Origin of the sequence: Streptomyces sp. BB1-1-1, from assembly GCF_031597775.1 — a bacterium.
Taxonomy (GTDB): domain Bacteria; phylum Actinomycetota; class Actinomycetes; order Streptomycetales; family Streptomycetaceae; genus Streptomyces; species Streptomyces thinghirensis.
Window position 1 is genome coordinate 3,675,614 of record NZ_CP134203.1, and the last position, 21,635, is coordinate 3,697,248.

Here is a 21,635-nt window from a genome sequence, read left to right on the forward strand (position 1 = left end):
GCCTTCTACTTGCCGGGGACGCGTACGACGGCGACCTCGCCGGCGGCGGCCGCCGAGGCGAGAGCGGCGGCGTCGCCTTCGTCGACGAGAACGGTGACGGCCTTGTTGCCGGTGGTGACGGTGGAGTCGCCTTCGCCCTTGACGGCGGTCACGCGGGCATCGGTGACGATGGCCCCACCCGAGGCGGAGGACGACGCGTCGCTGTCGGAGGAGTCCGAGGAACCGGAGGAGCCGGAGTTGTTCGCGCCGGTGCGGTAGGCGGCGACGATGTCACCCGGCTTGATGCCCGTCGGGTACTGGCCCTCCTTGAGGGCGAGACCCACGGACGCCTTGCCTGCGGGAAGCGCCTCCCCCGCGGCGAACATCTGCCCCATCACGACCGTGTCCTTGTAGATCGTGGACTTGGCCTTCAGGTCCTTGAGTGCCTCGAGCTTCGTCCACTCGACGTAGTTGATGCTGTCGTCGGCCGCGACCATGACGGATGTGGCGTTGTCGCCGATGGACTCGCCGGCCTGGATGTCCGCCGTCACCTTGACGACCTCGACCCGGTCCCCGACCCGCAGCACCAGCATCGTCGCGCCCAGCGCGCCCAGCAGGATCAGCAGCACCGCCAGCGCGGCCAGCGCCGGCTTGCGCTCGCGAGGAGGGCTGGGAAGCCGGTCGCCGACCGACGGCTGAGCCGGAGCCGCGGAACGTCCCGCGCCCGCCCCCGTACGCTCCTGGATCTTCACGCAACCGCTCCCCGTACAACCAAGAAAATCGACTGTCACGTACTGCTCAAGTACGCGGAATAACCTGCAAATTCAGACACTTCACCCGCGCCTGCCTGACTGGTGACGCCCAGGGACATCCCCTGACGTACCTGTCCGACCTGGGCGAATACCGAGCGCTGAAGGCGAGTGTCAAGCCATCGCACCGTACCAGCAGCACATAAGCCCCTCAAGGCGTGCCCGCCCTCTGACGCACCGCCCCGCCACCATTACCCATCTGCAACTGCACACATCAAGAGCCCCCTTGAGTACGGCCTCGTGACCGGGCAACTCGACTGTGCGCTCGCGAATCACGAACCAATACGCCGAGACACCCTTCGGGTGCCGTTCGTCACGGCGCGGCCATGATGCCTGCACGATTCACTCACGAGAGAGCCCGTGGGGGACCGGACCCCCCATGCCATGATCTTCGCTCGGATCAGTGACTCGGGGCAGCAGCACCAGGACACCACCCGGGGGGAGGAGCTCGGGCCTCTGACAGTCACCACCCGGGCCCGGACCCGGACCGTTCCTTGCCGCCCCCTCTCCCCCACACATTTCAAGGAACCCCATGAACCGACCCACCACGGCAGCCCTCTCCGCCCTCTCCCTGCTCTCCCTCGCCGCGCTCACCGCCTGCGGCGGGGACTCCGGCTCCGGTTCGGACGCGGACAAGCCGGCGGCGACCGCGACGCAGGAACAGCAGGAGCAGCAGGCGACGCCGGAGGAGCGGCTGAAGCAGCTCGCCATCACGCAGGCGGACGCCCCCGGCGACAGGAAGGTCACGGAGCCCGACGACGAGTTCGTGTTCGCCAAGTCGGCGAAGGAGGTCACGGTGGACAAGCCCGCCTGCGCCCCGCTGGCCCTGGCCATGAACCAACTCCCCCTCGGAGACCCCCAGGCCGACCTCACGCGCGTCGTCGACAGCGGTGGCGCGAACATCGGCGCGTTCACGTACGTAACGCTCACGGCGTACGAGCCCGGCGGCGCCGAGCCCGCGATGTCCGGTCTGTCGAAGGCGGTGGACGCCTGCGGTGGCGGCTTCACGGCCAAGTCCGACGAGAACACGAGCGTGTACGACTCGGTGACCGCCGAGAAGCCGGTGGCGGCGGCCGGCGACGAGTCCCTCGGGTTCCGTTCCACGCTGACGTTCCGTGGCGTCACCCACACCGTGCACACCCAGGCCGTGCGCAGCGGCGACGTACTCGCCGTGTACTTCTCGGTCGACGGCAGCGCCATCGCCAACGCCAGGCCGAGCGACGCGAAGCTGCCGGCGGCGGTGGTGTCGGCGCAGAACGGAAAGCTGGGGAACGGGAAGCTGGGGTGAGCGGGACGTCTGACGCACGCACGGGGACCGATGCCGCGCGCTCCCGGGTCAACGCCCTGCGAATCACGGCGGGCGCGACGGCGATCGCGGGAGCACTCGCCCTTACCATCGCGCTGGTCGCGACACCGGAACGGTTCGGGCTGCCCTCCTCGCCTGCCTTCTTCGAACGCGTCCGGGCGACGGGCCGTGGCATGGAGGCGTTCATCGTCGCCTGGTTCCTCGTAGCGATGCCCCTCGCCGGCCTGCTGCAGGCGCCGGTGGCGTGGCTGCGACGGGCGAGGATCGGTGCGGGTTGGGTGTTGCTGGCAGCCCAGTGGCTGATCACCGTGCTGCTGGCGGCGGCAGCCTGGCAAGTGGAAGGCATCTTCCCGGCCTCCGACAGCCCCGGAAGGACCGACGGCCTGTTCGGCGCGGCTCTGCTCCTCGTGCTGGGCCCACCCCTGTTCGCCGTGTGCTCGGGCTCCGTCTTCCCGATGGTGCCCGGTGCCGACGGTCTGACCGTCGGCGAGCGGATGCGCGCCCACCTCGCCGGTACGGCCGTCCTTGTCTGCGGCTTCGGCGGAGCCTTCGCGGGCCTGCTGTGCGGCCTGTCCTTCGGCTTCCCGGACGCGGGCGCACCCGCCATGTTCCTGCCCGGCGGCCTGCTCTGGGGCTTCTTCTCGGGCACCGCGGTGGGCACCTCGATCAGCGCGGCACTGCGGCGAAGCCCGGGGAGCCGCCAGGCGACACTGGCGGTCGCGGCCTCCTTCGCCCGCATGGCGACATCCTTGCTGGCCGCCTGCCTGGGCACCGCCCAGCTGGGCTGGTTCCTGCCCACGGGGATCATGGTGCCAGTGGGCTTGGTGGCGCCGTATCTCCTGCTGTGGCTGGCGGGCCGCGACGAACGCCTCGCTCGGTGGGTGGAGTGGCGAACGGTGGAAGTGCCCAAGGGAGCCTTCACTTGACCGCCGACGTCCCCGCGGCCCGAAAGGCATCGCTCCATTCCGTTCTGCTGACGGAAGCCCTGGCGCACCCACCCCTGCCGGAAATGCCCACGTCGAGGGGGTCGAGCGTCACGCGACCGACGACCGGGCCTAGTGCATGTGTCTTGAACCGTCACCGATCAGGACACGGACAGGACACGACCGCTCCCACATAGCGCGTGGTACGCCCGGCATTGTCCGTCTTTTCGGGGAAGTTCGCTCTGGCGAAACCAACAACCCCAGCACTACCGTCAGACCTCTTGACCGAATCTTTGTCTCACGGGGAGCCCACTGTGAAGCGCCGTTCTTTGCCCGTTGCCACCGCATTCGCTGCAACGGCAGCGCTACTCCTCACGGCCTGTGGAGACGGGGACGACAAGTCCCAGGACAACGACAAGATCGCCGGCGCGGACACCGAAAGCTCTCCTGCGGCCACGGCACCGAGCGGCGCCGCGTCGGACTCCGCCGACCGCCCGGAGATCACGCTTCCGAAGGGCGTCAAGGACGTCTTCGAGAAGTGGGAGACGGGTGACGCGGCCAAGGACACCATCCTGTCCGACGCGGCGCGAGCGCAGACCGCCATGAACCATGCCATCACCCAGGGCAAGACGGACACTCCGGGTCTGACCTTCTACTACGAGGGCAAGGCACTCACCACCTCCGTGAAGTGGGTGCAGAAGTGGCTGGATGCCGGAATCACGTACACCGGAACCACCCGGTACTTCAATCCCAAGGTCGAACTCTTCGACGAGAAGTCCGCGGGTGTCTCCTTCTGCGCCGACGAGACAAAGGCCTACAACAAGGACCGCAAGACCGGAAAGGTCGACAAGGCTCCGGCCACTGACGATTCCTACGTGCTGTACAACACTCGGCTGGAGAAGACGGAACAGGGCGTCTGGCAGACGACCGACGGTACTTCTGTACGGGGGAGCGAGACATGCGTGCAGTGAGGAAGGCCCGGCTCATAGCGACGGCGGCGGGGGCTTTGGCAGCCACGTGCGTGCTCGCCGCGTCCGGCACCGCGTTCGCCAAGGATCCCGGCGGGTCCCAGTTCGATGTCGAGGGCAACAACGACGGGGACGGGGGCCAGACACTCGAATCACGCATCGTCTTCACCGGTTCGACCCGCGGAGGCGGAACGGATACATCTGGTGGATTCACGCCCGCGGAAGACTGGAGCCCACCCGCCTGCTGGTACGAGCCCAAGTGGACTCCGGACGAGTTCGCCGACGAGTTCCGCGAGCGCTGGGACATACCCCACGCCAGTGGAGTGGGTGAGGCGTACCGGCTTTCGCAGGACCACTACATCAACGGTGAGCCTTACGAGGACTTCAACAAGAAGGAGGCGGGGAAAGGAATCTGGTGGGACTCGGTTCGGGACGAGAAGCGCGCCGAAGCGGGCGACCCGGCGGCCTTCGCCTGTGACACCCAGACGTTCTGGGTCGAGAACGGCGAAGCGCCGACCGTCGAGAACGCCGTCACTCCGGAGATCCTCGCCCAGCTCGCCTACGCCAGGATCAAGGTCCCCGACACCGCGGTCACCCTCGCCCCGGCGGACGCGACCAAGGTCAACCTGCCCACCTGGGCCTGGCTGGACAAGGCGGAGTTCGACGAGGTGTCGGTCACGGCGTCGCTCGACGTCGGCGGCGTGAACATCCAGGCCACCACCACCGCCACCCCCGTCTCGCTCAAGCTGGAGCCGGGCACACCGGACGCCGAGACCTACCCTGCCTCCGGCGAGTGCACGATCAACGACGACGATTCGATCGGGGAGCCGTACGCCAAGGGCAAGGCCGACCAGAACCCGCCCTGCGGCATCAAGTACCTGCGCTCCTCGGGAGACGGCACCTTCAAGCTCCAGGCCACGGTCACCTGGGAGGTCGCCTGGACCGGCAGCGGCGGCGCCGGCGGTGATCTGCCCGACGGGACCTTCGGCAACGACCAAGAGGTCGTCGTCCAGGAAATTCAGTCGATCAACCGCTGACCAGGTTAGGAGCAGGCACCCATGTCGTTCTTGAAGTTCTTCGCCGACGATGTGAAGGAGATGGCCCGCACCCTTGAGAACAGCGGTGGCCGCATGAAGGACGCGTCGAAGGAGATGTCACGCGCCGACTCGAGTCAGGTCGGCCACTCCGGACTCCAGTCCGCATGCGACGACTTCGCCGGTTCCTGGGACTACGGCTTCGGCCAACTGTCCAAGTTGACCAAGGGCGTCTCGAAGTTCGCCAACAAGGCCTCCGACGAATTCCTCAAAATGGACCAGACGCTCTACGACGAGCTGAAGAAGTCCGGGGCCAAGAATAAGAAGTGACCACTCATACATCCACTTGGGGAGGCCATTCCACACCCGCCGCGGCAAGACGTGCGAGGTGCTTGGCCCGTCGGTACCGCGACACGCAGAGGCCGACCAGATAGAGCGCGAAGAAGGCCAGCCAGATCCCCGCCGCAATAAGTACATTGTCGACCGTGTAGCCGGGGAAGATGAGGAAAATCGCCATGACGATCGGCAGAATCAGAATGTTACTCAGCACGCGGGGGTTGTACCGGCCACTCGCGTCAACGACCATTTGCGAATAAAGAACTTCCACCTCGGGCCGCGCCGCCGGGATCGGAGTGAAACCGAGCCCCGGGCGCATACCCGGCAGCGCGTTCCCGACAGGAGCGGCCGCGTCGGCCCCCATGAGAGCGGTGGCTCGCTCGCGGGCATCGGGCATGCGACGAAAGAGAAAGTAAGGGTTGTTCAGAGCTGCGTTCCCCGGGGCGTGCCCCAGATAGCGGTAGCCGAACCTCTCGGCCACGTAGGCGAAGGCCGCGAATTTCTTCAGACCGGGAAAGCGCGGTCTGACCGCGAACTCACGCGCCTCTTCCGCGACCGCCTTCATCAGTTCGTTGACGAGATGCCGTTCGTCCATGGCCGCCTCCTCCTTCGGCTCGTGCGGGGAGCGGGCGTCCTATCGTGGCATACAGGTGCCGCTGGTAACTTACCGGCGCAGCCTGCACAGAAATCACGGGGAGAAGTCCGATGAGTTCCGATAAGTACCCGAATCTGGGGTTCGACCCAGCGCCGGGTGATCTCGAGTCCGTACGCGATCTGGTGAAGGCGGTGGGCCGCGTCACCAGTGGCGGCGACACGGCTCAGACGGAGCTGAGCAAGATGGGGACGTCGGACGGCATTTGGGCAGGCAAGTCCGCCACCGCGTTCCAGGACACCTACTCGGCTGTGCCTCCCTACCTGAAGAAGGCTCTGGGATCCCTGGACACGGCTCACCGGGCACTCAGCAGTTGGGAAAGGCAACTGGACGGGTTCCAGGCGCGGGCAAGGAAATTGGAGGAAGAGGCGGCGGAAGCTGCCCGCAAGGTCAACTCCGCGCGAAGCGCGGTGGACTCCCTGCCTTCGTCCACCTCGGGCATGTCGGAGAAGGACGAAAAGAAGCACGAGAAGGAAGCCAAGGAGAAGAAGGGCGACCTGGACTCCGCCACCGGCGAGCTGTCCGCGGTCCGCAGCCGGGCGCACTCGCTCCAGACCGAGCACGAGCAGGCCGCGGCGGACGTCACGCGTCTGGTCAAGGGCGCCGCCGACGACGCCCCTCCCGAGCCCGGCTGGTTCGACGAAGCGCTGGACGCGGTCGGCGATCTGCTCGCGGATGCCTGGGACACCATCACAGACCCGAACTTCTGGAAGCTCATCGGCGACATCCTTGCGGACATCGCCATGGTGGTCGGCGTCCTCGCGATCTTCTTCTCCGGCCTGGGTGTCGCCGCCTTCATCATTGCCGGGCTCGCGCTCGCCTTCCACCTGGCCGCCAAGGCCGGTGGTGCCGACGTGACCTGGGAGACCATCGCCTGGGACGCCGTCGGTGTCTTCGCCGGCGGTCTCAGCCTGGCCGGCTCCCGGCTCGCCCAGTCCGGTCGCGCCCTGGTCACCGCCGGCCGGGAGCTACGGCTGTCGTCCGGCTTCATGAAGGCCCTGGGCAACGTTCGGTTCGGCAATCTCCTCAACGGGCTTCGCGGGCTGCCCAGTGGTGTCGCCAATTCCGCACGCGGTCTCGGCATGGCCGGCAAGGGCTGGTCGTTCGTCGCGGCCGGCACCGCCGTCGACAAGGCGGCCACGTGGGCGGGCGCCGCCCTAGCGATCGGTTCCAACATGCACAGCGGAACGTGGGACCAAGGCCGGTGGACGGACGGTGAGTCCAAGATCGGTGACATTCCCGTGGTCGGCCCGTTCATGGACTACTTCGGTCCGGCCGACGAGGACGAAGTAGTGGCTCCGGGCCCTTCCTCCGCCACGTTCGACGCTCCGACCGCCCTGAGTTCCTCGGGCAGCACCTTCACCAAGCACCTCGATCCCTCGCAGATGGGCGTGGCCGCATGAACACGGTGACCCATGGACCGGCCGACGAGATCGAGCGCAACGCGGCGGCTCCCTTCCAGTACGCCTTCCACCACGACGTCCCCGACGAGTTCGTCCGGCTTCCGGAGCCCACGGCCTCCGAGGGCTGGCGGCAGGCCATGGCCGAGCTGCTGCCCGGGGCCGACGCGGAGGCCCAGGAAGCGGCCAGTGACGGCCTGCGCCGCCAGTTGCCGCTGTTGAGCGCCAGGGAGAACGTGCTCCTCACCGCCATGTGCATCGGCACCGAGGAGGTGGGCGGCGGTGAGCGCCTGTCCATGGGCCTGCTCGCGGTCACCGTCCGGCCGAGTGAACACAGCCCGGCTCAGCGCCTCTTCACTGCGGAGGGCATCTACCAGGCGACCGCGCGGAAGTTCTTCTCCAACGTCTCCGAAGACCGCTTGGAGGAGATCAGTTTCCCACTCGGTGAAGGACTGCAGGGTCCGCAGGACATGGTGCTCGCCACCAAGCTGCCGTGCGGTCCGGGCGTGATGTCGACGTCGCTTCGCACACTCCGCCTGCCCGCCCTCGAGGCCGGGATCAGCGTGCCGCCCCTCCCGGTGGCCGCTCTGCAGTTGATCGTGCCCGCACCCCACAGCTACTGCGTGTACGTCACCATCTCCACACCGTCCGTCTTCCTGCTCGATTCCTACAGTGCCCGCCTGGCGCACGTAGGGCGCACCCTCACATTCGGTGAGCCGTCGCGGGACGCCGAGCCGACGGACCGCTGAGCAGCAACGCCGAGACAACGGCCTTCCGCTGGAGCCACGCATGGGGGTCGTCGACACGAGCCGATCGTCGCGCGGCGTCCTCACCCCCGTCGGGCCCCGCTCGCCCGCTCGTCATACTCCCGGTCCCACCTGCTCTGACGTACACCACCCCACGTGCCCATCACGACGGCCGCCCCGAAGAGCGTCGCGAGGAACACTCCGTTCGAGTCGCTGTCCCGGTCCTCGGTCGGACTGGCGATGCCTTCCGGGTCGTAGCGCACGCGCAGCTTGTCGCCCTTCGACACCCAGTCCTCGCAGCCGTCGCCCTCCGAGAGCGAGGGGGATATCGCCCACCCGTCGACCGAGCGCAGGTCGCAGTGGTTGGTTCCGCTGTCATCCATGCGTACGACCACGGCGTCGGTCCACTCACCCCGGTCCGCCAGAGCGACCTGACCACCGGCGTCGGTGCCGAAAAATCCCATGGCCATCCCGGCCATCAGGGGAACGGTGAGCTGCCATGCGAGCTTCCTCTTCTTGCGCGGCACCCTCCGCAACACGAGCAACGGGACCATCAGCGAAGCCAGCGGAAGCACCAGGACGGCGAGCAGGAGCCCAACGCCCCGCAGCACAGACGGAAGCGGCACCACGGGCCCCAGCCAGGAGAGCCCGAGCGAACCGCCGGCGCACACCAGGCTGAACAGCAGCCACCGAACCCAATCGGCCCGCCACCACACGCCCGTACCGCCACCCCGCTCCGGCCGAACAGCGGCCCCCGCCGCGGATATGCCGTCTGCCACGCGCCCACCCTAACGAGCACGGCGCGGCCGCGAACGCCCGCGAGATCCGTGCCCGGCAGACCTACGCCTCAGAGTCGTCGTCCGCCACCTGACCGGCTTCCGGCGGGTAGGCGACGAAGGTGCCCTTGGCGGGGAGGGTGACGACGAGGCCGCGTTCGCGGAGTTCGCGCGTAGCGCGCCGGGCGGTCAGATGCGCGACCCCGTACTCGGCGGCCAGATCACGCTCCCCCGGCAAACGAGCGCCAGGCCGGAGCTCACCCTTGGAGATCTGCTCGGCAATGTGATCAGCCATCTGCATGTACACGTAGGCGATCTTGGTGGGGTCAATCGGCGACTGCCCTGAATCTGGCGTCATATCGAACAACGTACGACAGCACCGAGCTGCACGTCTGGCTGGAGTGCGGTTAACCGCTATACACCACGTCATCGCACCCTGTAGCGTGCCAATCACAAACAGACCCCGGCGACGGATGAAGGCCGTCCCGGGGCATGGCCGACGCTGCAAAGGAGCGCCAACATGCTGGACTTACCGCCCGCCTCCTCGCCTGGATGCTGAGCATCTGTACGCCCAGCCGCCCTCGGGGCCGTCACCGCCTCGGCACCGCGCCGCCCCTGCGTTTCATCCCGGCACCCCCGCCCCGCTTCACCGAGATCCTCGACGGCAACGCGTCCCGCCTCGTACGCCCCTACGTCCTGGACCCCGCCGAACGCCGCCGCGCCGCACACCTGGCCACCCTCGGCATCGACGTCGGCCCGAGGCACATCCACGGCGTACGGATCCCGGCGGTGACCCGATGACCGGACGGCCTCCCCTGCGGATGTGCGCCCGCTGCCGGCGCACGACCGACGAACCGGTCCTGGTCCACGAGGTCCACGCGGCCACGGGCCCCGGCTTCAACGTCTACGCGTGCCCTGAGTGCGCCGAGTACTACCCGCCCATGACCGACGTGCTGGAACTACTGGACTCCGTCGCCCGCCGCCGCAACCGAACCGACGGACCACCCACCGAACAGATTCCCTGCCCGCCGACGAACCCGCCGTGCACGTGCCCGAGGTGCACAGCACCGCTATAGAGAAGGCCCCCCAACGGCCCCGGACGCCGCACTCCCCAGCGCACCCGGGGCCGCTTCCGGCCCCTCGCCCGCTGGGACACGATCAGGACACAGCACATCGCGAAAATGACAGCAAAAGACCGAAATGCCCGTGCTGTTGGGACAGTTCGCTCTGGCGAAACCAGCAACCTCACCGCTAGCGTCTGTGCTCTTGACTAAGCCTTTGTCTCACGGGGAGTCCACTGTGAAGCGCCGTTCTGTGCCCGTTGCCACCGCGCTAGCCGCAACGGCAGCGCTACTCCTCACCGCCTGCGGCGGGGACGGCAAGTCCGAGGAGAACGACAAGATCGCTGGTGCGGACACGGACAAGTCGACAGAGCCGGCTTCGCCGGACAAGAGCACTCCTCCCGGACCGGCCGACCGGCCGAAGATCACGTTCCCCAAGGGCGTGGAGAACAAGTTCGAGAACTGGGCGACGGGCGACCCCACCGAGGACGCGGTGCTCTCCGACGTGGCCCAGACCGTGAACGCGGTCGACGACGCCATCCTCCGGGGCAACTCGGACTCGACGACCGTCGCGTACTACCGCCAGGGCGACGCCCTGGTGAGCGCCCAGAAGTGGATCCAGGCCTGGCTGGACGAGGGCCTCACCTGGACAGGCGTCACCCGCTACTTCAAGCCCGACATCAAGGTCGCCGACAAGGACACGGCCGCGGTCGTGTACTGCGCCGACGAGAGCAAGGCGTACAACAAGAACCGCGAGACCGGCAAGGTGGACAAGACGCCCTCCGACGAGAGTCCGTACGTCACTTACAGCACGCAGTTGAAGAAGAACGACAAGGGCGTCTGGCAGACCACGGAAGTGCAGTCGAAGAGGGGGGACAAGACGTGCGCGCCCTGACCCGAGGCATAGCCGTGACGAGCGCTCTCGTCACGGCGCTGGCACTGGCCGCCGGAAGCGCGCAGGCGAAGGGGCCTGGCGCCTCCGAGTCCGAGATCGACACCGAGGGCACCAGATCCGGTGGCGACCTGGTCTCCAGGATCACCTACACCACCACTTCCCCGGGCGGCGGGGACACCGGCGGCAACGTCACCCCCGTCGGCGACTGGACGCCGCCTGCCTGTTGGTACGAGCCCCGCTCCGCCAAGGAGTTCTCGCAGTACGTGGAGGACATGTACAGCGAGACGGTGAACACGCCGGGCCAGCACAGCTACGCCAAGACCTCCGTTGGCATGTTCCGGGAGAAGTACAAGGACGGCGAGTACGAGAACTACAACCTGGACGTGAAGGACGAGGGCAACTGGTGGGTCGCCGTCCAGGACGAGGACCGCTGGATGGAGCCCGAGGCACAGCTCTGCGACGAGGAGCCCTTCTGGGTCGAGAACGGGGACTCTCCGCCGGTCGAGAACGCCGTGACGCCGGAGGTACTCGCCGAACTCGCCTACAACCGCGTCCGCTTGCCGACCACCGAGGTGTCGCTCGCCCCCGCCGAAACCGCCAAGGTCAACCTCCCGACCTGGGCGTGGCTGGACCAGGCCACGTTCAAGGAGGTGTCGGTCACGGCGTCGCTCGACGTGGGTGGCGTGAACATCCAGGCCACCACCACCGCCACCCCCGTCTCGCTCAAGCTGGAGCCGGGCACACCGGACGCCGAAACCTACCCCGCCTCCGCCGAGTGCACGATCAACGACGACGATTCGATCGGGGAGCCGTACGCCAAGGGCAAGGCCGACCAGAACCCGCCCTGCGGCATCAAGTACCTCCGCTCCTCGGGAGACGGCACCTTCAAGCTCCAGGCCACGGTCACCTGGGACATCACCTGGACCGGCAGCGGCGGCGCGGGCGGTGATCTGCCCGACGGGACCTTCGGCAACGACCAGGCGGTCACCGTCCAGGAGATCCAGGCGGTCAATCGCTGATGGGATCCGCAGGCCTCGCGAAGACCGCGAAGACGAGACTCGGCTTTGAGGCCGGCTGCTCCGCATGGTGCCGGCTCAGTAGAATGCCGGATCCGCCCGGGGAAGTGCGCAAGGCTGCGGGCAGAGCGCCCGTACGTTCCTCGCCGCCTTGAGAACTTCGTGGAGTGGCTCCTGAGATCCCAGGAGCGTGCCCGGGACTGCGCTCGGGACCGGGACGACGAGAAGCGGAAGGTGGCCATCACGGCCGCATGATCAAACACGGGGGAAGAAAACTGCATGGGTGAGCCGGACCTGACGGTCGACTACGACTTCCTCGCAGACTGCGAGCGCAAGCTCGGCCAACTCAAGAAGACCTTCGAGGACATCGAGAACCGCCGGGACGACATGAAGGAGCACTGGGGCTCCGGTGCCGTGGCCGGGGCCATGGAGAAGTTCGTCGACAACTGGGACGACTACCGCACCAGGCTCGTCGAGTCCATCGAGTCGGTCGGCAAGCTCGTGGCCGGCAGCAAGAAGGCGTTCGAGGATCTCGACGACGAGCTGACCAAGGCGAACAAGAAGAAGCAGAAGAAGTGACGCCATGACACCGACATCCAAGCGCCGTCCGGTGGACTGGCAGCCCCTGTGCGCATCCGATCCCGTTCCCGGCGATCCGGAGGAGATCCGTGCCGAGGTCAAGCACATGATCTCGGTGGCCGAGAAGCTCCGGGACCAGGCCAAGAACCTCAAGGCGATCAGCGACGACGAGACCCTCAAGGGTAAATACGTAAAGACCCTGCGCGACGAGTCCTCCACGCTGGAGAAGCACATGCGGGAGGTGGCCGGACGATACGAGCGGGTGCACGGCCACCTGACCAAGTGGTCGAACGAACTGGAGGATTTCCAGAGCGACGCCGACAAGCTCCTGCGCCAGGCCAAGGAGAAGCAGGAGGAGGTCGAGGCCGACAAGGCCAAGAAGGGCGCGTCGGAGGACAAGGACCTCCCGCAGACGTCCCCCAGCGGCACCAGCCCCGCCGACGACCCCATCCAGCCGTACCGAATCACCCTGCACACCATGACCGGCAACCGGATCACTCGCGCCAATCACTATGCCGGGAAGATCCGCGACGAGATCGACGACGTGATCGAGGACTCGTGGTGGGACGACGTCAAGGGCTGGGCCCATGAGAATGCGAATGGGATCAAGGCCTTCATCGATGCTCTCGGCTGGGTCGCGACGGTGGCAGGCTTCCTGGCACTCGCCATTCCCGGCTTGAACTTTCTTGTCCTTGGCATCGCGGCGCTCACGATCGGACTCAGACTCCTGCTGGTGGCATCCGGCGACGCCACCTGGACGGATGTCATCTTCGACGTCGTGGGGGGACTGCTCGTCGTGGGTGGCCTCGGGGCCGCCGCTAAGCTCGCCAGCGGCGCCAAAGCCACCGTGGGCGCCGCTCAGGCCGCCCGGACCGCCGGCCTGAGCCGAGGGCTCAGGGGCGTCAAGGGCATCCTGGACGACACGGGGCGGATGATGACCAAAATGCCGGCAGGGCCGGGGCGGCAGGCCCTCGGAGCGGCCCGTAACGCGATGCGCAAATCCATCTCCCAGAACGTCGGCCTGGTCGCCAAGAGTCCGCTGAGGGTCAGCCCGTTGTCGACACTGGTGCACCTCGGCGACAAGGAGATGGCCGGCATGGCGAAGATGCTGCAGGCGAACAAGGCTGCCTTCCCGGAGGCCGCGGGAGCCGCGGCGGACAGGGCTTACAAGTCCTACCAGGTCGGTCTCGGCATTGCCTGGACCGGCATGGGGATGGACGTCATGGACAAGGCGCTGGGAAAGAGCGACCTGACAAGCTGGACCAAGGAGCAGTTCGGAACCGGCGAGAAGCCGTACAACGCGGCGTACTCGGACTGGAAGGACAACACTCTGAAGCCCGCCCCCGACACTCACTGGTGAGGAATGATCTTGGACCTGAACTCGGCGCAACGCATTGCCGAGGCCGAAGCCGCCCGCACGGGGCTCGGCACCGGCCCCAACCGGCGGCTCCGGCTGACGCTGATCATCGGAATGCCGCTGTTCCTGCCGGTATTGGGCATCATGATCCTGGTGCCGAAGTCGCTCATGAACGACGTGCTTTACGTCTTTGAGGCCGGGATCATCGGTTGCCTCCTGCACTACGTCTGGGTCTTCGCGAAGTATCCCCGGCACGCGGGCCGCCCGCCCTACCTCACCCGGGATCTCGCCATGGGCGGCGGCTTCTTCCTACCCTCACTGTTCTTCGGTTTCTGGCCGGGCATGATCGCCGCTCCGGCGTGGGCGCTCTTCGTAGGTGTCGCCTATGCCGTGGAAGTGACACGGGGGCGAAATGAGCACCGCTGAGCACCGCCGGTCCCCGAGCGGTTTCAACCTGGTGCCGCCGCCCGGCTGGGACGTGATTCCGCTACGCACGGGCACCAAGGAAGCGATGGACCGTGTCGTCCGCAAGGCCGTCGCACAGTTGCCCGTCGGCTTTCCCAAGGACGACATTCCGAAGGCCCGGCTGAAGCTGACCCAGGAGATGAAGAAGGTCGTCCGCCGGGCCAGTGCCAAAGGAGGTATGACCCTCTATCTCCCCACCGAACGCCTCCACGGCATCGCGCTGCCCGTCTCGATCGTGGCTTCGGAGCCGATCGAGATTCCGCGGGTACGGCCCGACAGCGGCCCGGAAGCGGTTCTGGCCGCGCTCGCCTCCGTGTCTCCCGGTGCCGAGACGCGAGAGCTCGACGACACCGCGGCCCTGCGCTCGGAGCGAGACGTACCCGCCGACGCGGCTCAGGGCGTCGAGGTCGCTCACCGCCGGGTCGAGTACTTCGTTCCGGTCCCAGACAGCGTTCCCGACCAGTACGTCACCTTCTCCTTCAGCGCCCTGGTCGCGCCAGGCTCGGACCCCGCCTTCCACGACGCCCTCGTGGAGTTGTTCGATGCCGTGATGGGCACCTTCCGCTGGAGCTACGCCTGAAGGCTCCCTTCTGCCGTGCCCCCGAAGAAAGAGACCACTCATGCCCGAAGGCACCTTGTGGAGCACCGACCTCGGCGCACCGCTCCACATCGACACGGACGCCGATCCAGACCTCTGGGGCTATCTTCATCTCCAGATCGACAAGAAGAACTTCAAGGAATGGCTGGGCCTGCACCTGACCGGGCTGGCCGCAATCCACGACATCGAACTCACCCGGAAGCTCCGCCGCTTCCACAAGAGCTTCTACGAGCAGATGATCGTCACGCTCCGGGACAAGCTCCAGGCCGACGAGGCGTTCATCTACCACCCTGTTCCGCTCACTTACATGCCCCTGGTGATGCACGCCACCCGAATCCACTGCGAGGCCCACGACGCGGCTTCCTGCGAGGGAAGCACCGCGTTCACGGTGCCGCACCCGGAAATCCCTGAGTGGCAGCAGCGCACCGGCAGCATTCCGTTCCCCTCTCCGCACCTGGGCTCGGACGGGATTCGGGTCACCCGCTCCTACCCCGCGGACAGCAGCATCATGATGACCTCGGTGTCGTACCACTGGCACACCCGGCCCGGCCTCCCCGACATCGTGTTCCGCGGACACCACGACGATCCGGAAATCATCGCCGCGGCCATGGAGCCCCTGGACGACTTCGCGCGAACGCTCCGGCTCCCTGGGGCGCCCCATTGACCGGCACCGCTGGGGCGCATTTACGACCGTATCCACATCGGCTGTGAACCGAGCGTCTGAGAGACCCCCGACACCGCGTGAGTGATCTCAGCCTCGACGACACCATCTTCCAAGTCTTGAAGATTTCGATGCCGTGATGATGACATTCCGCTGGAGCTGCAAGTGATCCTTTTCCGAGACTGAGGCTGACCCGACCGAGTGGTTCCTGATGCCGCTCCATTGGACGGAGCAGCAGCGGACGGAAATCGACGAGTGGGCCGCCACGTGTGCGGACATCGTGCATCAGCGCCACCGGAAATGGTGGCGCATCCCCAACTGCACTGTGTTGACTGATCGCTTCCGGCAGTTGATCGAAGCTCACCCGCACCCCCGGATCCCGGCACACCAAGTGTTCCTGTACGGAGGGGATTTTCGTAGAGTCCCGCAACCTTTCTACGCTCTCCTGATGCAGGGAGAGGGCGCGGGCCGAGAGTCTCTCCGCCACTTCAGCGATGACGCCGGCCTCGGTGTCTCGTTGAACTACGGGTGGTGGTCGGAGGAGCTTCAGATCTACGCCTCCGTGCGCACAGTGACGGACGAACTCGGATGGCTGGGTCTCAACATGGACATCTTCGATGAATTCGCCCGCAGTATCTGGCTCAATCCCAACCCGGAGTGAGTGAGTGACTTACTGACAATCGGCTGCACCGCAGATTGCACCAACCCACCTCGTCCTGCCAGCCGCCGGTGCGGCGGGACGTGCTCACCGCTCGCCCCGCCACACCGTCGTACAACGCTTCAGGCGAGCGTCACTTCCGCGCCTGCTTCGCCAGTTCCTCGTCGATCTGCTCGAACTTGTCGGCGGCCATAGTCAGGTAGTCGCCCATGCCGTCGAGGCCGTCGAGGGTGGTCTTGGCGCCCTTGGTGAACTCGTCGAAGTTCTCGTCGAAGGCCTTCGAGGAGGACTTCGTGACGTAGCCCGACTCGACCAGGTTGGCGATGTACTTGCGAAGACCGTCGAGCTTTTCCTGGAGCTTTTCCTTCTCCTTCACGACATGCTTGGCCGCATCCCGCATGTCCTGGTATGTGATGTCAAGGTCTTTGGCCATGAAGCCGCTTCCTCTCACAACGCCGCAGGGCCAACCCCCGTGGCTCCTTGTTTGCGGATCGAACCGGCGCACCGGTCAAACCGGGCGCGTGTAGCGACCGGTGTGATCGTCCGCTCTTGTGGCAGCAGCTTACGGGGGTGGCTTGTGGTGTCACATCCCTGCATTGCCTTCGGGAACGTTCGGTCACCTCCCTGTTGCCGCACCGCGACACCCAACGGATATCGTCGCTTGGACTGTGAGCCGTGTTGCGGAAGCGGCCGCAGGGGCCGTTTGGGGAGGACAAGCGTGCGACTGAGCCTGACCGTCGTCGACCCGTTCGGCGGGGGCACCGCCGACGTCGTGCTCGATGCCGATCCCGAGTCCACCGTGGGGGACATCGCCGAGGAGCTGGCCAAGCAGGTCGGCGTCGCGGGTGCGCAGGTCATTCCCATCGGGCACCAGCGGCAGGGGGGCGCGGGCAACGCGCCGCTCGTCTACGTCGACGGGTATCCCGTCGATCCGTCGGCCACGGTCATCGGGTCGCCGCTTCGCGAAGGCGCGGTCGTCTCGCTCCAGGATCCGTCGGGGTGCCTGCCCGGGGAGCCCAGCGGGCTGGTCGAGTTGCGTGTGGTCGGCGGGCCGGGCGCCGGGTTCGTGCACCGGCTCGGCGTGGGCAAGTACGACATCGGCAGCGGGGCGGCGTCGTACATCCGTATCGACGATCCGGAAGTCGACGCGCGTGCTCTCACCCTCTCCGTGGCCACCGACGGCACCTGCAAGGTCGCCGTGCACTCCGACAAGGAGGGCGTCACCCTCGACGGCGAGCCCATGACGGACCCGGACAAAGACGGGGACAAGGGCCGGGACAAGGGCCGGGACAAAGGCGACAAGCGCCGGGACAAGGAACGGGACAAGGGTCGGGGCCGGGGCGAGTGGCCGCTCGGGGCTCAGATAGCGGTCGGGAACTCGCTTCTCGAACTCGCCCGGTACGCGCCGCCCAACGCGGCGCTGAAGTGGTCCGAGGACGGTGTCGGGCTCGACTACAACCGGCCGCCTCGGCTGCGTCCGCCGGAGCGGCAGACCAACTTCCGGCTGCCGTCGCCGCCCCGCGAGTACGAACCCCGGCCGCTGCCCTGGCTGATGGCGTTCACGCCGATCGTCGGCGCGGTCGTGGCCGTGGCGATCTTCGGGCGCTGGTACTACCTGATCATGGCGGGACTCAGTCCCATTCTGCTCTTCGCCAACTACTTCAACGACAAGAAGCACGGGCGCAAGTCCCACGCCAAGCAGGTCAAGGAGTACGAGGAGCAGAAGGAGCGGATCGAGAAGGACGCGCAGGACGCGCTCGTCACCGAGCGGAACGACCGGCGGCAGGCCATTCCCGATCCGGCGGTCGTGCTGTCGGTGGGGACGGGGCCCCGGACGCGGTTGTGGGAGCGGCGGCGGACGGACCGGGACCATCTGCTGCTGAGGGTCGGTACGGGGCAGCTGCCCTCCGAGGTCGTGCTCGACGACCCCGAGCAGGACGATCACCGCCGGCAGGTCACCTGGAAGATCGAGGACGCTCCCGTCGCCCTCTCCCTGCGCGGCCTCGGTGTCATCGGCATCGCGGGGCCCGGGGACTCCGCCCGGTCGCTGGGGCGGTGGGCCGTCGCGCAGACCGCCGCGCTGCACAGCCCCATGGACGTGCAGTTCTACGTGCTCAGCGAGAACTCCGCGCAGGCCGAGTGGGACTGGGTGCGCTGGCTGCCGCACTCCCGGCCCTCCGGCGGCCAGGACGTCAACATCCTCATCGGCACCGACGCCGAGACCGTCGGCGCCCGCATCGGCGAGCTGACGCAGATCCTCGACGCGCGCAAGAAGGCCGCCCAGCAGAAGGGCGGCCCGGGGGCGACCTTCAGCGACCCGGACATCGTCGTCGTATGGGACGGGTCGCGGCGGTTGCGGTCCCTGCCGGGGGTGGTGCGGCTGCTGCGTGAAGGGCCGGCCGTGTCCATGTACGCGCTCTGCCTCGACGCCGAGGAGCGGTTCCTGCCCGGTGAGTGCCAGGCGTTCGTCGTCGCCGAGCCCAAGGTCGAGGAGACGGGGCGGCGGCAGGAGAGCGAGCAGCAGCAGGCGCAGCCGGTCGCCGGTGGGTTTCCGTCCTTCCAGGCCTGGCACACCGGGGCCGCCGCCCAGCCCGAGCAGCGGGCGCGGACCGAGAAGCTGCGGCTGCGGGTGGAGGAGGCGGGTGCCGAGCGGATCGCGAACGTGCGGCCCGACTTCGTGACCCCTGCCTGGTGTCTGCGGCTCACGCGTTCGCTGTCCGCGCTGCGGGACATCAGCGGCGAGACCGAGGACTCCGCGCTGCCCGGTTCCAGCCGGCTCCTCGACGTGCTCCAGCTGGAGCCGCCGACGGCCGACGCGATCAGCGCGCGCTGGCGGATGGGCGGGCAGTCGACGATGGCCGTCATCGGTGAGTCGTACGACGGTCCCTTCGGCATCGACATGCGCAAGGACGGGCCGCACGGGCTCATCGCCGGTACGACCGGTTCGGGTAAGTCGGAGCTGCTGCAGACCATCGTGGCGGCGCTGGCCGTCGCGAACACGCCCGAGAACATGACCTTCGTCCTCGTCGACTACAAGGGCGGGTCCGCGTTCAAGGACTGCGTGAAACTGCCGCACACCGTCGGCATGGTCACCGACCTCGACGCGCACCTCGTCGAGCGCGCCCTGGAGTCGCTGGGCGCCGAGCTGAAGCGGCGCGAGCACATCCTCGCCGCCGCCGACGCCAAGGACATCGAGGACTATCAGGACCTCGTCAAACGAGACCCCTCGCACGCTCCCGTGCCTCGGCTGCTCATCGTCATCGACGAGTTCGCGTCCATGGTGCGGGACCTGCCGGACTTCGTGACCGGGCTCGTGAACATCGCCCAGCGAGGGCGGTCCCTCGGCATTCACCTGCTGCTCGCCACGCAGCGGCCGAGCGGTGTCGTCTCGCCCGAGATCCGCGCCAACACCAACCTCCGTATCGCGCTGCGCGTGACCGACGGCGGCGAGTCGAGCGACGTCATCGACTCCCCGGAGGCCGGGCACATCTCCAAGAGCACCCCGGGCCGCGCCTACGTGCGGCTGGGTCACGCCTCCCTCGTCCCCTTCCAGTCCGGGCGGGTCGGGGGCCGGCGGCCCGGTGCCGCCGACCCGGCCGCGCTCGCGCCCTGGGTCGGGCCGCTGGGCTGGGAGGACCTGGGCCGGGCGGCGCTGGCCAAGCCGAAGACCGAATCCCGCGAGGACGACGAGATCACCGACCTCAAGGTGCTCGTCGACGCGGTGCGCGACGCCAACAGCTCGCTCGGCATCCCCGCCCAGCACAGCCCCTGGCTGCCGGCGCTGGACGAGACGCTGCTGCTGGACGAGATCGAGGTCCCGGCCCTCGCCGGCGCCGCGCCGGGCAAGCTGCCGCCCGCCCCGTTCGGCATCGAGGACCTGCCCTCCGACCAGGCGCGCCGCCCGGTCGTCGTCGACTTCGCGAGCTTCGGCCACCTGATGATCGGCGGCGCCCCGCGCAGCGGCCGGTCCCAGGTGCTGCGCACCATCGCGGGTTCGCTGGCCCGCACCCACTCCACCGCCGACGTGCATCTGTACGGCATCGACTGCGGCAACGGCGCCCTCAACGCGCTGACCCGGCTGCCGCACTGCGGCGCGGTCGTCAGCCGTAACCAGACGGAGCGGGTGGTCCGGCTCGTCAACCGGCTCAAGGGGGAGATGGACCGCCGCCAGAACCTCCTGGCCGACAAGGGCTTCGCCGACATCGGCGAGCAGCGGGCCGCGGTCGAGGAGGACGAGCGGCTGCCGCACATCGTCGTCCTGCTGGACCGCTGGGAGGGCTGGGTGCCCACCCTCGGCGAGGTCGACCACGGCTCGCTCACCGACGCGTTGCAGACGATGATGCGCGAGGGCGCGAGCATCGGCATCCACCTGGTCCTGACCGGTGACCGCACGCTGCTGGTCGGCCGGATCGCGACGCTCACCGAGGACAAGTACGGCCTGCGTCTCGCCGACCGCAGCGACTTCTCCTCGCTCGGCATCCCGACCCGCAAGGTGCCCGAGGAGATCCCGCCGGGCCGCGCCTTCCGCAACGAGGCCGGTACGGAGACGCAGTTCGCGCTGCTCGCCGAGGACACCACCGGTCAGGGGCAGGCGGCGGCGATCACCGCGATCGGCGAGGCGGCCGCGGCCCGGGACGCGGATGTGCCGCGCGCCCGGCGCCCGTTCCGCGTCGACAGCCTGCCCAGCCGTATCTCCTTCACCGAGGCTTGGGAGCTGCGCGACCCGGAGGCGTCCCGCTCCAAGCTGTGGGCGATGGTCGGCATCGGCGGCGACGAGATCGTCGGCTTCGGCCCCGACCTCGCGGACGGTGTCCCGGCGTTCGTCATCGCGGGGCCGGCCAAGTCGGGCCGTTCCACGGTGCTGATGAACGTCGCGAACTCCTTCCTCGCCCAGGGCACCCGCCTCGTCGTCGCCGCGCCCCGCCAGTCGCCGTTGCGTCAACTGGACGGTGTGGAGGGCGTGCTGAAGGTCTTCACCGGGGACGACATCGACGAGGACGAGTTCGAGGAACTCATCGACCGGGCCAGCCTGGAGGAGCCGATCGCCGTCCTCGTCGACGACGGCGAGATCCTCGAGGACTGCGACGCCGAAAGCCAGATGAAGAAGATCGTCTCCCGGGGCGCCGAACGCGGTCTCGCCCTCGTCATCGCCGGTGACGAGGAGGACGTGTGCAGCGGCTTCTCCGGCTGGCAGGTCGACGCCAAGAAGGCCCGCCGCGGCATCCTGCTCTGCCCGCAGGAGTCCTCCAGCGGCGACCTCATCGGCCTGCGCGTCTCCCGCGGCATGGTCGGCGGCCAGATCGCCCCGGGCAAGGGCATGCTGCACCTCGGGGACGGAGAGCTGCGTACGGTCGTGGTGCCGGGGTGAGCGGCGGCGGTTCGGGCCGACCCGAGCGGAGGGTGAAGTACGAAGGCA

At 67.8% G+C, this 21,635-nt stretch carries 23 protein-coding genes; 18 read left to right on the forward strand and 5 right to left on the reverse strand.

Annotation, left to right across the window (positions count from 1 at the left end; translation table 11 throughout):
- Positions 1–5: 5 nt before the first annotated feature.
- Positions 6–731: a hypothetical protein gene (locus RI578_RS16875; RefSeq protein ID WP_310871843.1), complete on the reverse strand. Its 726-nt coding sequence runs from the start codon at positions 729–731 to the stop codon at positions 6–8.
- A 589-nt stretch (positions 732–1,320) separates the two neighbouring features.
- On the opposite strand from RI578_RS16875, the gene RI578_RS16880 reads away from it, so the two are divergent.
- The 5 genes from RI578_RS16880 to RI578_RS16900 all read left to right on the forward strand — a co-directional run bounded on the left by RI578_RS16880 (position 1,321) and on the right by RI578_RS16900 (position 5,349).
- Positions 1,321–2,076: a hypothetical protein gene (locus tag RI578_RS16880; RefSeq protein WP_310871844.1), complete on the forward strand. Its 756-nt coding sequence runs from the start codon at positions 1,321–1,323 to the stop codon at positions 2,074–2,076.
- Positions 2,073–3,020 carry a hypothetical protein gene (locus tag RI578_RS16885; protein WP_310871845.1) on the forward strand — a complete coding sequence of 316 codons (948 nt, stop codon included), beginning with the start codon at positions 2,073–2,075 and terminating at the stop codon, positions 3,018–3,020. Before RI578_RS16880 ends, RI578_RS16885 begins: the two co-directional genes overlap by 4 nt.
- 311 nt (positions 3,021–3,331) lie before the next feature.
- Positions 3,332–3,988 (forward strand): hypothetical protein, encoded by a 657-nt coding sequence (locus RI578_RS16890; protein WP_310871846.1) that lies wholly within the window; start codon positions 3,332–3,334, stop codon positions 3,986–3,988.
- Positions 3,976–5,022: a hypothetical protein gene (locus RI578_RS16895; RefSeq protein ID WP_310871847.1), complete on the forward strand. Its 1,047-nt coding sequence runs from the start codon at positions 3,976–3,978 to the stop codon at positions 5,020–5,022. The genes RI578_RS16890 and RI578_RS16895 overlap by 13 nt, the downstream gene beginning before the upstream one ends.
- A gap of 21 nt (positions 5,023–5,043) precedes the next feature.
- Positions 5,044–5,349 carry a hypothetical protein gene (locus RI578_RS16900; protein ID WP_121748539.1) on the forward strand — a complete coding sequence of 102 codons (306 nt, stop codon included), beginning with the start codon at positions 5,044–5,046 and terminating at the stop codon, positions 5,347–5,349.
- Positions 5,350–5,353: 4 nt separating this feature from the next.
- On the opposite strand, the gene RI578_RS16905 is transcribed toward RI578_RS16900, so the two are convergent.
- The gene (locus RI578_RS16905; RefSeq protein WP_310871848.1) at positions 5,354–5,950 is read right to left on the reverse strand and encodes a hypothetical protein; all 597 of its coding nucleotides are present in this window, start codon (positions 5,948–5,950) and stop codon (positions 5,354–5,356) included.
- 110 nt (positions 5,951–6,060) lie between these two features.
- Here RI578_RS16905 and RI578_RS16910 point away from each other — a divergent pair, with 110 nt between their 5' ends.
- Positions 6,061–7,410, forward strand: a complete 1,350-nt coding sequence (locus RI578_RS16910; protein WP_310871849.1) for a putative T7SS-secreted protein — start codon at positions 6,061–6,063, stop codon at positions 7,408–7,410.
- Positions 7,407–8,156, forward strand: a complete 750-nt coding sequence (locus RI578_RS16915) for a hypothetical protein (RefSeq protein ID WP_310871850.1) — start codon at positions 7,407–7,409, stop codon at positions 8,154–8,156. The genes RI578_RS16910 and RI578_RS16915 overlap by 4 nt, the downstream gene beginning before the upstream one ends.
- 80 nt (positions 8,157–8,236) lie before the next feature.
- Here the strand turns inward: RI578_RS16915 and RI578_RS16920 are convergent, their stop codons facing one another.
- Both RI578_RS16920 and RI578_RS16925 read right to left on the reverse strand, forming a co-directional pair.
- The gene (locus tag RI578_RS16920) at positions 8,237–8,932 is read right to left on the reverse strand and encodes a hypothetical protein (protein ID WP_310871851.1); all 696 of its coding nucleotides are present in this window, start codon (positions 8,930–8,932) and stop codon (positions 8,237–8,239) included.
- 61 nt (positions 8,933–8,993) lie between these two features.
- A complete protein-coding gene (locus tag RI578_RS16925) occupies positions 8,994–9,287 on the reverse strand; it encodes a winged helix-turn-helix domain-containing protein (protein ID WP_310871852.1) in 294 nt (97 codons plus the stop codon).
- 134 nt (positions 9,288–9,421) lie between these two features.
- On the opposite strand from RI578_RS16925, the gene RI578_RS16930 reads away from it, so the two are divergent.
- From RI578_RS16930 to RI578_RS16975, 10 genes are all read left to right on the forward strand, one after another.
- Positions 9,422–9,730 (forward strand): hypothetical protein, encoded by a 309-nt coding sequence (locus tag RI578_RS16930; protein ID WP_310871853.1) that lies wholly within the window; start codon positions 9,422–9,424, stop codon positions 9,728–9,730.
- Entirely contained in the window at positions 9,727–10,005 is a 279-nt protein-coding gene (locus tag RI578_RS16935) for a hypothetical protein (protein WP_310871854.1), read from the forward strand. Before RI578_RS16930 ends, RI578_RS16935 begins: the two co-directional genes overlap by 4 nt.
- 223 nt (positions 10,006–10,228) lie before the next feature.
- Positions 10,229–10,885: a hypothetical protein gene (locus tag RI578_RS16940; protein ID WP_310871855.1), complete on the forward strand. Its 657-nt coding sequence runs from the start codon at positions 10,229–10,231 to the stop codon at positions 10,883–10,885.
- A 14-nt stretch (positions 10,886–10,899) separates the two neighbouring features.
- Positions 10,900–11,904 carry a hypothetical protein gene (locus RI578_RS16945; RefSeq protein ID WP_310871856.1) on the forward strand — a complete coding sequence of 335 codons (1,005 nt, stop codon included), beginning with the start codon at positions 10,900–10,902 and terminating at the stop codon, positions 11,902–11,904.
- A 276-nt stretch (positions 11,905–12,180) separates the two neighbouring features.
- Positions 12,181–12,480: a hypothetical protein gene (locus RI578_RS16950; RefSeq protein ID WP_310871857.1), complete on the forward strand. Its 300-nt coding sequence runs from the start codon at positions 12,181–12,183 to the stop codon at positions 12,478–12,480.
- 31 nt (positions 12,481–12,511) lie between these two features.
- Positions 12,512–13,840, forward strand: coding sequence for a hypothetical protein (locus tag RI578_RS16955; protein WP_310871858.1), 1,329 nt, complete (start codon positions 12,512–12,514; stop codon positions 13,838–13,840).
- A 3-nt stretch (positions 13,841–13,843) separates the two neighbouring features.
- A complete protein-coding gene (locus tag RI578_RS16960; protein ID WP_310871859.1) occupies positions 13,844–14,263 on the forward strand; it encodes a hypothetical protein in 420 nt (139 codons plus the stop codon).
- Positions 14,250–14,882, forward strand: coding sequence for a hypothetical protein (locus RI578_RS16965; RefSeq protein WP_310871860.1), 633 nt, complete (start codon positions 14,250–14,252; stop codon positions 14,880–14,882). The genes RI578_RS16960 and RI578_RS16965 overlap by 14 nt, the downstream gene beginning before the upstream one ends.
- A 40-nt stretch (positions 14,883–14,922) precedes the next feature.
- Positions 14,923–15,564, forward strand: coding sequence for a hypothetical protein (locus tag RI578_RS16970; protein ID WP_310871861.1), 642 nt, complete (start codon positions 14,923–14,925; stop codon positions 15,562–15,564).
- Between the two features lie 445 nt (positions 15,565–16,009).
- Entirely contained in the window at positions 16,010–16,222 is a 213-nt protein-coding gene (locus tag RI578_RS16975; RefSeq protein ID WP_310871862.1) for a hypothetical protein, read from the forward strand.
- Positions 16,223–16,352: 130 nt separating this feature from the next.
- Here RI578_RS16975 and RI578_RS16980 read toward each other — a convergent pair whose 3' ends face one another.
- Entirely contained in the window at positions 16,353–16,652 is a 300-nt protein-coding gene (locus RI578_RS16980) for a WXG100 family type VII secretion target (RefSeq protein WP_310871863.1), read from the reverse strand.
- 285 nt (positions 16,653–16,937) lie between these two features.
- Here RI578_RS16980 and RI578_RS16985 point away from each other — a divergent pair, with 285 nt between their 5' ends.
- The gene (locus RI578_RS16985) at positions 16,938–21,587 is read left to right on the forward strand and encodes an FtsK/SpoIIIE domain-containing protein (protein ID WP_310871864.1); all 4,650 of its coding nucleotides are present in this window, start codon (positions 16,938–16,940) and stop codon (positions 21,585–21,587) included.
- Positions 21,588–21,635 lie beyond the last annotated feature (48 nt).

Excerpts from the sequence above, each read along its gene's own strand:
- RI578_RS16880 (WP_310871844.1), top strand. The coding sequence starts at position 1,321 with ATGAACCGACCCACCACGGCAGCCCTCTCCGCCCTCTCCCTGCTCTCC.
- RI578_RS16895 (WP_310871847.1), top strand. The coding sequence starts at position 3,976 with ATGCGTGCAGTGAGGAAGGCCCGGCTCATAGCGACGGCGGCGGGGGCT.
- RI578_RS16900 (WP_121748539.1), top strand. The coding sequence starts at position 5,044 with ATGTCGTTCTTGAAGTTCTTCGCCGACGATGTGAAGGAGATGGCCCGC.
- RI578_RS16905 (WP_310871848.1), bottom strand. The coding sequence starts at position 5,950 with ATGGACGAACGGCATCTCGTCAACGAACTGATGAAGGCGGTCGCGGAA.
- RI578_RS16910 (WP_310871849.1), top strand. The coding sequence starts at position 6,061 with ATGAGTTCCGATAAGTACCCGAATCTGGGGTTCGACCCAGCGCCGGGT.
- RI578_RS16915 (WP_310871850.1), top strand. The coding sequence starts at position 7,407 with ATGAACACGGTGACCCATGGACCGGCCGACGAGATCGAGCGCAACGCG.
- RI578_RS16925 (WP_310871852.1), bottom strand. The coding sequence starts at position 9,287 with ATGACGCCAGATTCAGGGCAGTCGCCGATTGACCCCACCAAGATCGCC.
- RI578_RS16930 (WP_310871853.1), top strand. The coding sequence starts at position 9,422 with ATGGCCGACGCTGCAAAGGAGCGCCAACATGCTGGACTTACCGCCCGC.
- RI578_RS16935 (WP_310871854.1), top strand. The coding sequence starts at position 9,727 with ATGACCGGACGGCCTCCCCTGCGGATGTGCGCCCGCTGCCGGCGCACG.
- RI578_RS16950 (WP_310871857.1), top strand. The coding sequence starts at position 12,181 with ATGGGTGAGCCGGACCTGACGGTCGACTACGACTTCCTCGCAGACTGC.
- RI578_RS16960 (WP_310871859.1), top strand. The coding sequence starts at position 13,844 with ATGATCTTGGACCTGAACTCGGCGCAACGCATTGCCGAGGCCGAAGCC.
- RI578_RS16965 (WP_310871860.1), top strand. The coding sequence starts at position 14,250 with ATGAGCACCGCTGAGCACCGCCGGTCCCCGAGCGGTTTCAACCTGGTG.
- RI578_RS16970 (WP_310871861.1), top strand. The coding sequence starts at position 14,923 with ATGCCCGAAGGCACCTTGTGGAGCACCGACCTCGGCGCACCGCTCCAC.
- RI578_RS16975 (WP_310871862.1), top strand. The coding sequence starts at position 16,010 with ATGCAGGGAGAGGGCGCGGGCCGAGAGTCTCTCCGCCACTTCAGCGAT.
- RI578_RS16980 (WP_310871863.1), bottom strand. The coding sequence starts at position 16,652 with ATGGCCAAAGACCTTGACATCACATACCAGGACATGCGGGATGCGGCC.